A 12,736-nucleotide genomic window follows, 5' to 3' on the forward strand; every position below is an offset into this window, starting at 1 on the left:
GCTATAAATTTGCTATCATTTAGCTGAGCCGTCGCCCAGCTGCGCGGCTGCCGTCCGGACCGCACACCATGAACCTGAGCGCCACTACGCCCCGCACTACCAGCCAGCCGGCCACGCCCAGCGTGATGCCGGTGCGGGTGGCTGCGTCGGCGACGCCAGCCGGTCCGGCATCCGCCTCCATTAGTGCCGCTCCCGCTACCAGCTTTTCCGGCAGTGCTGCCACCACCAATCTGACGCCAGAAGCGCTGGCACTGATCTCCCAGCTCAAGGCGCGCGACACGGAAGTGCGCCAGCACGAACAGGCGCACATGGCCACGGCCGGCGGTCTGGCCACGTCGGGCGCGTCCTACACCTATCAGCGCGGCCCCAACGGGGTCGATTACGCCATCGGTGGCGAAGTGCATATCGATACCTCGCCCGGCCGCACACCGCAGGAAACCATAGAACGGGCCCGCACCATACAGGCGGCCGCGCTGGCACCGGCCAGTCCGTCCGGCGCTGATCAGGCGGTGGCGGCTCAGGCCCAGCAGATGGAATTGCAGGCCCGCACAGAACTGGCCGTGCAGCAGGCGCAGGAACTGGCGGCCAGCGCCAGCGGCAGCAGTAACGACAGCGGCAGCCAGAAAGTCAGCCAGACCTACCAGCAACTGCCGCTGGTGCCGCCCAAACTCGATATCTATGCCTGAATGCTAGAATGCCGCCTTTGTCCGTCTTTCAGAGCACAACATGTTAAAAGCACCACGCACCCTGACCTTCAAATGCGCCAAATGCGCCAAAGCCGTACAGGTACGCCTGCAGAAAGTCTCGGCCTGCTCGCACATCCAGCCGTATTTCGGCGTTTGCGCCTGCGGCGAGCCTAAGCACCACGCCATCGGTCAAAAAGACGCGGTGGAATCCTATCTGGCGGCACCGGAAGGCTGGACCCACCACCACTAAGTGACTGCGGGCTCAAGATTCCGGCCAGATTACCGTTAAAAGAAATATCATCAAACGGAATCTGCTGGAATCTGCCATGTCCACCATATCTGCCCTCACATCGCGCAACCTGCCAGCCTCGCTGTATGCTGGCGGCACGCCAAATGACAGCAAAACCAGCGCTAGCCGGCAAGTCCAGGCCAGCAATACTGTGCCGGCCAGCGCCAATCCGGTCAGCTCGATTGCGGCCGGCTCGGCCAGCAATGCGCTCGACCAGCATCTGGCCGCCGTCAGCAACGACACCATAGACTACGCCCAGAGCTTCCTCAGCAGCTTCGCCCAGACCCTGTTTGGCAGCAGCGGCAAAGATGCCCAGATCAGCTTCGATAGCGCCAGTCTGGATAGTTCCAGCACCGTCGCAGCGGGCGTGCGCCAGACTAGCGGCAGCTTTGGCAGCAGTTCCGCTGCCGCCTTCCAGCTGACCGACAGTTCGCATTTCATCGGCAAGGGCACCATCACCACGGCTGATGGCCGCAAATTCGACTTCGAAGTGGAAGTCCAGTACGACGCCCAGTTGAGCGCCTCCGCTAGCCGCAGCAGCAGCGTCGTCAATGGCAGCAGCGACTCGGGCAGCAGCGCGCAGCAACTGCTGGATAGCCTGTCGACCCAGAAAACCTCGAGCGCCCGGACTGAAGCCAGCCGTGGCCTGACCACCAGCACCAGCGAGCTGCCGAAAGTCCAGTTGCCGAATATCGATTTCCCCGGCACCCTGTCCGACCTGTTCAAGCTGATCGGACTGGATCTGCAGACCGCCCTGTCGACTGGCGACAGCTCGCCGGACCGCAGCAGCGACGGCATCGACCGTAACACGCTGCGCAGCCTGTCGCTGCGCCTGCTCAATCTGGTCAACAGCAAAGACACCAATACCTACAGCGCTCCTAGCGCCGCCGACAAGGCCAAGGCCGTCTCAAATGACGGCGATACGGCCAAAGCCCAGGGCAGCACGGCAGCGACCAGCAGCGATGCCGCCAGCAGCACGGCGGCCGAGGCGGCCACTGACGCTGACGCTGCCGCTGCCGTTCCTGCACCGGCACCGGCAGCAGCCAGCACCGCAGCGGATACCGATCAGGATGGCGATCGCGACGCCTAAACAGCAACGGCCAGTATAATAGGTGCCGCCAGCGCAACAACCGCCAGAGATGCCAGCCATCTCCGGCGGTTTTCGCTTCGCCCCGACGTCCACTTACCTACTGATCGCCCGCCATGTCCGTACAAACCGCCGCCCCTGCAGCACCTCAAATGATCCACTGGGAGGAGAACGGCGTCCCATGCAGCGCCGTCTGGCATTCGGAAGCGGGCATGCCGCCGCCCAAGCGCGTGGTCATCGCGGATGACCGCACCAATGCCGATATCGCCTACCGCATGGCCTGCGAAGGCACCGCCATGCTATGGCGCGGCGACTTCCAGAACGCACGTCAGCTTTTGCAGGCACTGGCCCGCCGCGCCGACCACAAGGGACGTGGCGGCAAAAAAGCCAAGCCGCCCAAACCAGCGGCCACGCCCACGGAAGCCTTCCACCTGCACCGGCAGGCACAATCGCAGCGTGCCCGCACGCTGGCCATGCTGCTGATACCGTTCGAAGCGGGCTACAGCATTCCTCTGCGCCGCGCACCCGATGTGCAACTGGCCTGCAACGAAGCCTATGGCCGCTTTAGCGCGCCCTTCGTCGCCTCGCTGCGCGAGCTACTGGGACTGATCGGCGCCCACGAGTGGCGCCGCACCGGCGTCGAAATTCCCGCCCTGCAGGCCCGTATCCACCCGCACTACGGGGTGTTCTCGCCGGTGCGTGGCGAATATGTGCAACTGGTGGCCGAGGCCCCGCTGCCCAAGGATGTTTCGCTGGCGTTCGACATCGGCGCTGGTACGGGCGTACTGTCAGCCGTGCTGGCCCAGCGGGGCATCCGCAAAGTCGTGGCCACCGATATGGACCAGCGCGCCCTCAGTTGCGCGCGCGAGAATCTGCTGCGGCTGGAACTGGATCATCAGGTAGAACTGCAACAGGCCGACCTGTTCCCTGCCGGCCGTGCGCCGCTGGTGGTATGTAATCCGCCCTGGGTACCAGCGCGCCCTAGCTCTTCCATCGAATACGCAGTGTATGACCCGGACAGCCGCATGCTGCGCGGCTTCCTCGCCGGCCTGAAAGAACACCTGACGCCGGCTGGAGAAGGCTGGCTGATCCTGTCCGATCTGGCCGAACATCTGGGCTTGCGCCCACGCGAGCAGCTACTGGGATGGATCGCCGAAGCGGGCCTGAAAGTACTGGGCCGGCAAGACGTACGCCCGGTTCATCCGCGCGCCAGCGACGCCAGCGATCCGCTACATGCCGCCCGCGCTGCCGAAGTCACTTCGCTATGGCGGCTGGCAGCGGTCTGATACAGCCCCCTTGCATTTCAGCGCACAGGTGTATATAATGTGTGCCTTCAGACGCGGGGTGGAGCAGTCTGGCAGCTCGTCGGGCTCATAACCCGAAGGTCACAGGTTCAAATCCTGTCCCCGCAACCAGATTCTAAAAGCCGCTGATTTCTCACGAAGTCAGCGGCTTTTTCACATCCGCACGGGAAATAGCAGCGCAGCGTATGCAAACCATTACCCTCCACCGCCCCACCCTCGCCGACCTCGACCAGCTACTGGAATTCGAACTACGCAACCGTGAATTTTTCGAACGCTGGATCAACGCCCGCCCCGCCCAATTCTACAGCCGCGAAGGCGTTGCAGCCGCCATCGAACTGGCGCAGCAGGAAGCAGGTGCAGACCATGCCTATCAGTACCTAGTACGGGACAATGGCCGACTGGTGGCGCGCGTCAACCTCACCCAGATAAAGCGCGCCCATTATCATTCCGGCTCGCTAGGCTACCGCGTCGGTGAACGTGAAACTGGGCGCGGGATTGCCCGCCATGCGGTCCGCCTCTTGTTGCAACAAGCCTTTCAAGAGTTGGCGCTAGCCCGTATCGAAGCGACCTGTCGCCCGGAAAATCCGGCCTCCATCCGCGTGTTAAGCGACAATGGTTTCAGGCAGTTCGGCCACGCCCAGCGTGCCTTCGAACTCGACGGCCAGTGGTTCGACCTACTGTACTTCGAAGCGCATGCCGCAGACATCCATCCCTGAACAGATGCACTGGCGCTGCGGGCACACTCAATCGAGATAACGGTCAAATACGAGAGACTCGAGATTGTCGCCACCGATCAGATCGACGCTGGCGATGTCGCAGGCCAGTTGGGCGGGCAGACTCTGGCCGGCCGGTATGCCCAGCTGCTTGCGGATAGAGGCGGGAGTAAGTTTGTGGCGCTTCAGATAGTCGCCATCAATGTAGGCCTGCGCAATCACCACACGGTTATGCGCGCCCAGCACCACGTTCAGATAGACTGCCGGATCGGGCGCCAGTTCATACACCACCGTCTGGTCGCGCCGCTCCAGCACCTTGGCCTGCGAGCGCTTGAATTTGCGCTTGGCCATACTGTCGATAGGACGCATCAGCCCCTGTATGAAGCGGCATTGCTGATGGTCGGGAATCGGCTCCTGCGCGCGCGCACTCGGGCTCAGTGCCAGCGATACCAGCGATACCAGCGATACCAGACCAGAGACTAAACGGGCTTGTTTCAATTTTTTTTCCTCGGCGTTCTAAGCGCGTTTGCTGCCCCTGACACTATAAACCATCGCGCCCCGCAAGGTAGTGAGTTTCTACGCAATTTGCCGGCTCAACATGATGGTATTCTGTTCAACCTTAACAGGAAAGTACGCTAACCCACTTAATTTCAAGCCGCCATGAACCCTCTCGCCGCTCTCCCTCCTAGCCAGCGCCTGCATCTGATTTTACTGGGCGTGAACGATGTCGCCGCGTCCCTACGTTTCTATCAGGCACTGGGCTGGCAGCCCGCCGCTAGCAGCAATGAAGGCTTTGTTAAGTTCGATCTGGGCGGCTACGCACTGTGTCTGCTATCGCGTGCCGCCTTTGCCGCCGATGCGCTCTCGCCCACCGTCAGCGGCAGCGGCTTTGCCGGTGTCGGCCTCGTCTATCTGGCGCGCAGCCCCGATGAAGTAGCGCAGGTGCTGGCACACGCCGTTGCCGCCGGCGGCACCCTAGTCAAGCCGGCCACCCGCACCGACTGGGGCGTGGCGGGCTATTTCAAGGACCCCGACGGCCACCTGTTCGAGGTCGATTACGAAGATGGCTGGGTACTTGATCCGGCCCACCGCCTGCATGTCGACGGCATCCAGCCCTAGGCTAGTGCAGCAAACTATAGCGAGCGGCTGATACTTCAATTTACTTTTCCACCATACCAAGCTGGACACAAAACTGTCACAATTGCCTCTTTTATTCAGCCTAGGAGTCCAGTGTGAAAGATACCGATCAGGATAAAGCGCCCGTAGTGCAGGATGCGCCAGCGAACCCTTCACGCCGGCGGATTTTTCAGGCCGCTGCTGCCACCGGTATCGCCGCCACCCTGCCCGTAGTGAGCGAGACCGCTAGTGCCAAAGCCGTCAGCAATAGCTCGCTGGACGCTAAGCTCAAAGCCCACGTGAAAAACGTGGTGGTGATCTATCTGGAAAACCGCAGCTTCAACAACCTGTTCGCCAACTTCCCCGGCACCGCAGCGCCGCTGTCGGGCGCCACGCCGGCCGCCTGCCTGCAGCGCGACCGCGATGGTTCGGTACTGCCTACCCTGCCGAAGATCTGGGGCGGCATGGTGCCGAATACGCAGGACATCGGCGGCAAAAAGTACGCCATCAAGGAAGACGATATCAAGGGCTTGCCAAATGCACCGTTCAAGCTGGTCGATACGACCGGTCAGCCATTGCCGGAAGCCGTTATCACGCGCGACCTGTGGCACCTGTTCTACCAGAACCAGATGCAGATTAACGGCGGCGCCAACGACGGCTTTGCCGCCTGGGGCAACACGGGCGGCATGGTGATGGGCTACTACGGCGAGACCAGCAAGAATCTGGGCCTGTGGAAGATCGCCGAGCAATACACCCTGTGCGATAACTTCTTCATGGCAGCCTTCGGCGGCTCCTACCTGAATCACCAGTTCCTGATTTCCGGCCGCACGCCGGAATACTTCAACGCACCGCAAACGGCAGCACGCAAGAAAATCGCCGTGCTGGATGACGGCCCGACCGGCTTCCGCCTCAGCGTCACCAAAACCAGCCCCGCTTCGGCCATGGACGGCCATCCGGACTTCGTCAACAACGGCGCCATCACGCCGGACGGCTATGCCGTCAACACCATGGCACCTCCGTACCAGCCTAGTTACATCCGTCCGGCACCGGGCGGCGATCCTATGCTGGCCAATCCGGACGACGCCAACACCCTGCCACCGCAAACCTACGACACCATCGGCGACCTGCTGACGGCGAAAAAAGTGAGCTGGGCGTGGTATGGCGGCGCATGGCAGGCCGCACTGGATGCACGCGGCGGCGGCGAGAAGCCTAACTTCCAGTACCACCACCAGCCGTTCAACTACTTCAAGCAGTTTGCACCGGGTACGGCGGCACGCGCCGAACACCTGCGCGACGGCGGTCTGGGTGACAGCCCGATCTCGAACAAATTCCTTGCTGACGCCATTGCCGGCAAGCTGCCCGCCGTGACTTTCTACAAACCGCAAGGCAATCTGAATCTGCACGCGGGCTACTCGGACATCGAATCGGGCGATGCCCACATCACCAACGTGATCGAGCACCTGAAGAAATCGCCGCAGTGGAAAGACATGGTCATCGTCGTCACCTTCGACGAAAACGGCGGCTGGTGGGATCACGTAGCGCCACCCAAAGGCGACCGCTGGGGCCCAGGCTCGCGCATTCCGGCCATCGTGATTTCGCCTTATGCCAAGAAGGGACAGGTGGATCACAGCTTCTACGACACCACCTCCATCCTGCGCTTCATCACCCGCCTGCACGGCCTGCCGCTGCTGGACGGCCTGAAGACCCGTAACGACGCCTTCGCGGCGCGTAAAGCCCTGCCGCCGGGCGACCTGACCGGCGCCCTCAGCTTCCGCTGAGGTTAGGCGACGCAGTGGCTTTGTGATACACTGCGTCCCTGTATTTCACTGAGCCCGACTGCTGCAGCCGGGCTTTTGTTTTGAGCGGCGCATTTTCATCACGCGCCGTGGGCAAGAGATGAATCATGAGAGATAAAAAAGATAACGCCACGTTCGACCTGCCCGGTTTCAGCCCGGCCGCGCCGCTCGAACCCGAACCCAAGCGTCCGCCGCCACCACGCTCCAAGCGCAATACACAGAAACAGGTGCAACTGGAACTGCTGGAGCCGACCGACACCACCGGTCTGCCACTGTGGGTGCGCGACGACAAGCTAGACCTCACCGGCCTGCCGGTGTGGGCACCAAACTAAGTATTTTTCCCACAGCATCGGGCTGTCTCAGAGCCTGTTAGACTGTGCTGACGTCCTTTTTATACAGGTCTGACACCATGACATCCACCGCTTTCAACAGCCTGCCGCTGGCGCCTGCCCTGCTGGCCAATCTCGACACTCTGGGCTACAAGGAAATGACCGCCATTCAGGCGCAAAGTCTGCCTTCCGTGCTGGAGGGGCGCGATCTGATCGCGCAAGCCAAAACGGGTAGCGGCAAGACCGCCGCTTTCGGCATCGGCATTCTGGCCAAACTGAATCCCGCATGGTTTGCCGTGCAGGCGCTGGTGCTGTGCCCGACGCGCGAACTGGCCGATCAGGTGGCCAACGAATTGCGCCGTCTGGCACGCGCCACCGGCAATGTCAAAGTGCTGGTGCTGACCGGTGGTTCGCCCATGCGTCCGCAGATCGCTTCGCTCGAACACGGCGCCCACATCATCGTCGGCACGCCGGGCCGCGTGCGCGACCATCTGGGCCGCCAGACGCTCGATCTGTCGAAAGTGGAAACGCTGGTGCTGGACGAAGCCGACCGCATGACGGACATGGGCTTCTACGACGAAATCGCCAACATCGTCAGCGCCTGCCCGAAACGCCGCCAGACCTTGCTGTTCTCGGCCACCTACCCTGACGACATCCGTCGCGCCACCGATTCCTTCCTGGCCGATCCAGTTGAAGTGACGGTGGAAGCGCAGCACGACAACAGCCAGATCGAACAGCTGTTCTTCGAGATCGGTTTCGATCAGCGCAACAGCGCCGTGGCGCGCCTGCTGGCACACTACAAACCTGTTTCGGCGATCGCCTTCTGTAACACCAAAGTGCAGTGCCGCGAACTGGTGGACGAACTGCGCGCCAAGGGTTTCTCGGCACTGGCGCTGTACGGCGAACTGGAACAGCGCGAACGCGACGAAATCCTCGTGCTGTTCGCCAACCGTAGCTGCTCCGTGCTGGTCGCCACCGACGTGGCCGCACGTGGACTGGACATCCAGAATCTGGAAGCCGTGATCAACGTCGACGTGTCGAAAGACACGGAAGTACACATCCACCGTATCGGCCGCACGGGCCGTGGTGGCGAGCAGGGTCTGGCGCTGTCGCTGTGCGCACCGAACGAGAAAAAATGGGTCAAGCTGATCGAAGAATATCAGCAGGCACCGGTCGCATGGTATGACCTCGACAGTCTGGATGAAGGCGAATACGGCGTCGACGCCGCGCCGATGATGACGCTGGTAATCGCTGGCGGTAAGAAGGACAAGCTGCGTCCGGGCGATGTGCTGGGCGCGCTGACGGGCGATGCGGGTCTGGCCAAGGAACAGGTAGGCAAAATCAACGTCACCGAGTTCCAGACCTACGTGGCGATCGACCGCCGCGTGGCCTACGACGCCTACGAACGCCTGAGCCGCGGCAATCCGCTGGGCGGCGACTTCGGCGCTTTCAAAGGCCGCAACTTCAAGATGCGTTTTATCGAAATCTGATGGTGCCGCGCGGCTCATGCCGCGCAAAGGCAGTACTGGCCGGCCAGCGATCTAGCCCTGGGACTAGTGCATGGCCTAGCGCACGCTGAGCGATACGCTGGCGGGGAATTGCGGCGCACGGCGGTGACGCGTGGCCTGTTCGTAGGAATAAGCCATGCGGATCAGCAGTGCTTCGCTGTAGGCAGCGCCCACAAACGACAGCCCTACCGGCAAGCCCTGCACATGCCCTGCCGGCACCGTGATGTGCGGATAACCGGCCACCGCGGCAGGCGACGAGAAGCTGCCGCCATAATGGTCGCCATTGATAAAGTCGGTCAGCCATGCGGGGCCACCCGTCGGCGCCACCAGCGCATCGAGCTGGTGCTGCTGCATCACCTGATCTATCCCTTCCGCGCGCGCATAGCGGCGGTTATTCAGTAGCGCATCGCGATACGCTGGCGTATCCAGATCGCCTTTGCTCTGCGCCTGCTCGAGATATTCCTGTCCGAAGTATTTGAGTTCGCGCTCGTGATTCTTCTTGTTGAAGGCAATCACATCGGCCATATTCGCCACCGGCGCATGGGGCGCGTACTTCTTCAGATAAGCTTCCAGATCGGCCTTGAATTCGTACAGCAGCACTTCGGTTTCGGTCTCACCGTACTTGGCCGAATTGGGCACTTCCGTATCGATCAGCGTGGCACCTTGCGCTGCCAGATCCTGTAGCGCACGCTCGATCACCATATCCACTTCCGGATTACTGCCAAAGAAATTGCGCGCTACGCCGATACGCTTGCCCTGCAAGCCGCCCTTTTCCAGCGCCGTGCTGTAATCGGTCATTTTGCCGCGGCTTTCCGCCGTGGCTTCATCGTCGGCATCCACGCCCACCATGGCCGTCAGCATCAGCGCCGCATCGGCCACGCTGCGCGCCATCGGACCGGCCGTATCCTGCGAATGGGCGATAGGGATAATACCGCTGCGGCTGACCAGCCCCAGCGTCGGCTTGATGCCGACCACGCCACAGATCGAGGCAGGCGAGACGATGGAACCATCGGTTTCCGTCCCCACCGCCAGCGTGGCCAGATTGGCCGCAATGGCGGCGCCCGAACCGGAGCTGGAACCACTGCAGTTACGATCGAGCGAATACGGATTCAGCGTCAGGCCGCCGCGCGCACTCCAGCCGCTGACAGAATGGGTGGAGCGCATATTGGCCCACTCGCTCAGATTAGTCTTGCCGATGATGACGGCACCGGCCGCCCGCAACTGCGCCACCACATGGGCATCGCGCGCGGCACGCACCCCGTTCAGCGCCAGCGAGCCGGCCGTGGTGCTCATACGGTCACCCGTCGCGATATTGTCTTTGAGGAGAACGGGAATGCCATGCAGCGGGCCGCGCAGACGCTTGAGCATGCGCTCGCGGTCCATTTCCAGCGCGATCTTCAGGGCTTCGGGATTGATCTCGATGATGGAGTTCAGGCGCGGGCCGGATTTATCGATATTGCGGATGCGCGCCAGATACTGCGAAGTCAGCGAATGGGAGGTCAGCTTGCCCGCTTCCATCATCTGTTGCTGCTCGCGCACGCCCGCTTCGAGAATGCCGCCCGCACCGAACTTGAAAGCAGCGCCCGACGGTGCGGCAAGCACCCGGCTGCTGCCCGCGGCAGCACCTGCCGTCAAGCCGATCCGTACGAATTCCCTGCGATCCATGCCATCCCCATCGAAAAAGAAACAGAATTAACGCGTGCGCAACTTATTGCATCTTATAAATATAGCAGCGTGTTTCCAGCCGTACAATAAAAATTCTTACGATTCGGCAAATAATTTCTGTTTTTCAATGAAAAAAGCACGCTAGCGGTCTGCTAGCGTGCTTTTTAGGGGTAAAAAGGCCGAATTTACGGCCTTTTTGACGCAGTCTTACAACAGACTGACAGATTAGTCGCGAACGATACGCTTGTATTCGTTGGTGCGGGTGTCGATTTCGATCACGTCGTCCTGGCTCACGAACAGTGGAACCTGTACGGTGAAGCAGTGAGCTTCGATCGCGTTTTCGATTTTGGCTTCTTTCAGAACGTTGCCCGAAGTGTTGCCCTTAACTGCAGGCTCCGAGTACACCACTTTACGTGCGATGGTGGTTGGCAGTTCGACCGAGATCGCTTTGCCATCGTAGAACACAGCTTCGCATTCCATACCGTCTTTCAGGTAGTTCAGTGCGTCGCCCAGGTTTTCTTCTTCGATTTCGTACTGTTCGTAGTCAGCGTCCATGAACACGTACAGTGGATCTGCGAAGTACGAGTAGGTTACTGGCTTCTTGTCCAGAACAACTACGTCGAACTTGTCGTCGCCGCGGAATACGTTTTCCATTGGCGCGTTGGTCAGCAGATTCTTCATCTTCCACTTGTAGGTGAAGCCCGTGCGGCTCGAACCGTTGACGTCGGAACGCAGAACGATCATAGGCTTGCTGTCAACCATGATGATGTTGCCAACACGAATTTCTTTTGCAGGTTTCATAGTAAATATTCGATTCTAAGTAGGTTGCGTAAAAATCATCTGTTGCTCGGCGTATCGCCTGAAGCTCACGGTTGATCAGGTAAAAATGTGCAATAGATTAACCCAGCATTATACCCTGCTTTTGCCGTCTCGCCTATCTCAGCGTGCCAGCGAAACGCAGCAGGTTGGAGGCCAGATCACCCAGTGCCAGCATTTGCTGCTGCCATGCTGCGGCGCGCTGCTGCATGGCTGGCATCTGGGTGCGATAGGCCTGCCACAGCGCGGGCCAGTCGGCGGCGCTGCCACCCGCGCCATTCCACTGCAGGCTTAGCTCACTTAAGGCGCTCAGAGCTGGTTGCTCGCTCGCATAGCGCTGCAGGAAGGCGCGCAGTTTTTTGTGGTGGAGCTGCTCGTCCTGCGGATAGATGTGCCAGACGAACGGCCGCCCTGCCCACTGCGCGCGCACGAAGGAGTCTTCGCCTCGCACGAAATTCAGGTCGCAAGCCCAAAGCAGGCGATCGTAATCATCCTGCGGCACGAATGGCAGCACGCGCAGCGTCAGCGCACCGTGCGTGGCGCTGGCACCGGCGCAGGCCGGCATGCCGAGAAACGCCTGCACAGCTTCGGTCGCCACGCCTTCCGGCACCAGACAGGTGGTAGGCGTATCGTCGTGCTGCCATGCCGCCAGCAGTTCGGCCACGGGCGCATGGGGATAGCAGAACAGGCTGACCAGGCGCGCCGCCATCTGCGCAGTTGTGAGTCCCAGCTGTGCCAGAAAAGCCGTGCGTGCCGCCGCATCGGACTGGAACGTTAGGCGCTGCTGATCCAGCCCGGCCTCCACCAGCAAGCCACCTGTTTTTTCTGTAAAGCCGGGGAAGAAGAAGTGCTTGATCAGACCCAGTTGCGGATGGGTGGAACTCAGACAATGACAACCTTCCACCCACTCTTCCGCCGTCAGCCCTTCCAGATTGAACCACACAGGGCGCGGCTGGCACTGCGCCATCGCCGCGATGTAGGCCGGCGGAATATCGACGGCGAAAAACTCGATGACGATATCGGCCACATCGCCGGTAGTGAACGTACCGTCCATGCTGTGCCAGTGGCGCACTGTGACGCCCGCCTGCACCTGCCGCTCGGCCTGCACATCGACCGTGGGGCAGATACGGCGGAAGCTGACCAGATCATCCACCCACAGCGTGACGGTGATGCCGTGTTCGCGCTGAAGCTGGCGCGCCAGTCGCCAGCAGATACCGATATCGCCGTAGTTATCGACAACGCGGCAGAACAGATCGAGACGGGTCAGGCTAGTCATGGCAGGGCAGTAAATGAACGAGGCTGGATGATACCCGATCCACGCCCGTCCTCGCAGATTCACGCGCCACATCTAGCCTGAACTTCCCTACCCGCGCGCAGTCAAAACTGCTCCGGTATGCGGCGCCGCCAGATAGTTCGGCGCAGGCGCA

Annotated in this window: 13 protein-coding genes and 1 tRNA gene; 10 read left to right on the forward strand and 4 right to left on the reverse strand. The window is 61.1% G+C overall.

From position 1 onward, the window contains the following. Positions 1 to 68 precede the first annotated feature (68 nt). The 6 genes from ABNT42_RS09900 (at position 69) to ABNT42_RS09925 (ending at position 4,082) form a co-directional block, all read left to right on the forward strand. Positions 69 to 686 (forward strand): putative metalloprotease CJM1_0395 family protein, encoded by a 618-nt coding sequence (locus tag ABNT42_RS09900; RefSeq protein WP_348696563.1) that lies wholly within the window; start codon positions 69 to 71, stop codon positions 684 to 686. Positions 687 to 726: 40 nt separating this feature from the next. Continuing rightward, positions 727 to 936 carry a hypothetical protein gene (locus ABNT42_RS09905; protein ID WP_155435095.1) on the forward strand — a complete coding sequence of 70 codons (210 nt, stop codon included), beginning with the start codon at positions 727 to 729 and terminating at the stop codon, positions 934 to 936. Positions 937 to 1,012: 76 nt separating this feature from the next. Continuing rightward, entirely contained in the window at positions 1,013 to 2,065 is a 1,053-nt protein-coding gene (locus ABNT42_RS09910) for a hypothetical protein (protein ID WP_348696565.1), read from the forward strand. Between the two features lie 113 nt (positions 2,066 to 2,178). Continuing rightward, on the forward strand, positions 2,179 to 3,348 hold the full coding sequence (locus tag ABNT42_RS09915; RefSeq protein ID WP_348696567.1) for a class I SAM-dependent methyltransferase: 1,170 nt from the start codon (positions 2,179 to 2,181) through the stop codon (positions 3,346 to 3,348). 52 nt (positions 3,349 to 3,400) lie between these two features. After that, positions 3,401 to 3,477, forward strand: a tRNA-Met gene (locus ABNT42_RS09920). Between the two features lie 74 nt (positions 3,478 to 3,551). Beyond that, a complete protein-coding gene (locus ABNT42_RS09925) occupies positions 3,552 to 4,082 on the forward strand; it encodes a GNAT family protein (protein WP_348696569.1) in 531 nt (176 codons plus the stop codon). 27 nt (positions 4,083 to 4,109) lie between these two features. Here the strand turns inward: ABNT42_RS09925 and ABNT42_RS09930 are convergent, their stop codons facing one another. Further along, positions 4,110 to 4,577, reverse strand: a complete 468-nt coding sequence (locus ABNT42_RS09930) for a hypothetical protein (RefSeq protein ID WP_348696571.1) — start codon at positions 4,575 to 4,577, stop codon at positions 4,110 to 4,112. A 162-nt stretch (positions 4,578 to 4,739) separates the two neighbouring features. On the opposite strand from ABNT42_RS09930, the gene ABNT42_RS09935 reads away from it, so the two are divergent. The 4 genes from ABNT42_RS09935 to dbpA all read left to right on the forward strand — a co-directional run bounded on the left by ABNT42_RS09935 (position 4,740) and on the right by dbpA (position 8,810). Beyond that, positions 4,740 to 5,198, forward strand: coding sequence for a VOC family protein (locus ABNT42_RS09935; protein ID WP_348696573.1), 459 nt, complete (start codon positions 4,740 to 4,742; stop codon positions 5,196 to 5,198). 113 nt (positions 5,199 to 5,311) lie between these two features. Further along, positions 5,312 to 6,973, forward strand: a complete 1,662-nt coding sequence (locus ABNT42_RS09940; RefSeq protein ID WP_348696575.1) for an acid phosphatase — start codon at positions 5,312 to 5,314, stop codon at positions 6,971 to 6,973. A 125-nt stretch (positions 6,974 to 7,098) separates the two neighbouring features. Further along, positions 7,099 to 7,323, forward strand: coding sequence for a hypothetical protein (locus ABNT42_RS09945; RefSeq protein WP_348696577.1), 225 nt, complete (start codon positions 7,099 to 7,101; stop codon positions 7,321 to 7,323). 77 nt (positions 7,324 to 7,400) lie between these two features. Continuing rightward, complete coding sequence (gene dbpA, locus ABNT42_RS09950; RefSeq protein WP_155435089.1) at positions 7,401 to 8,810, forward strand: ATP-dependent RNA helicase DbpA; 1,410 nt, start codon at positions 7,401 to 7,403, stop codon at positions 8,808 to 8,810. A 75-nt stretch (positions 8,811 to 8,885) separates the two neighbouring features. On the opposite strand, the gene ABNT42_RS09955 is transcribed toward dbpA, so the two are convergent. From ABNT42_RS09955 to earP, 3 genes are all read right to left on the reverse strand, one after another. Continuing rightward, entirely contained in the window at positions 8,886 to 10,493 is a 1,608-nt protein-coding gene (locus ABNT42_RS09955; RefSeq protein ID WP_348696580.1) for an amidase, read from the reverse strand. Between the two features lie 225 nt (positions 10,494 to 10,718). Continuing rightward, positions 10,719 to 11,294 (reverse strand): elongation factor P, encoded by a 576-nt coding sequence (locus ABNT42_RS09960; RefSeq protein WP_161040723.1) that lies wholly within the window; start codon positions 11,292 to 11,294, stop codon positions 10,719 to 10,721. Positions 11,295 to 11,427: 133 nt separating this feature from the next. Beyond that, positions 11,428 to 12,585, reverse strand: a complete 1,158-nt coding sequence (gene earP / locus ABNT42_RS09965) for an elongation factor P maturation arginine rhamnosyltransferase EarP (RefSeq protein WP_348696582.1) — start codon at positions 12,583 to 12,585, stop codon at positions 11,428 to 11,430. Between the last annotated feature and the right edge of the window lie 151 nt (positions 12,586 to 12,736).

This window comes from Duganella fentianensis (assembly GCF_964031615.1).
Classification (GTDB): domain Bacteria; phylum Pseudomonadota; class Gammaproteobacteria; order Burkholderiales; family Burkholderiaceae_D; genus Rugamonas; species Rugamonas fentianensis_A.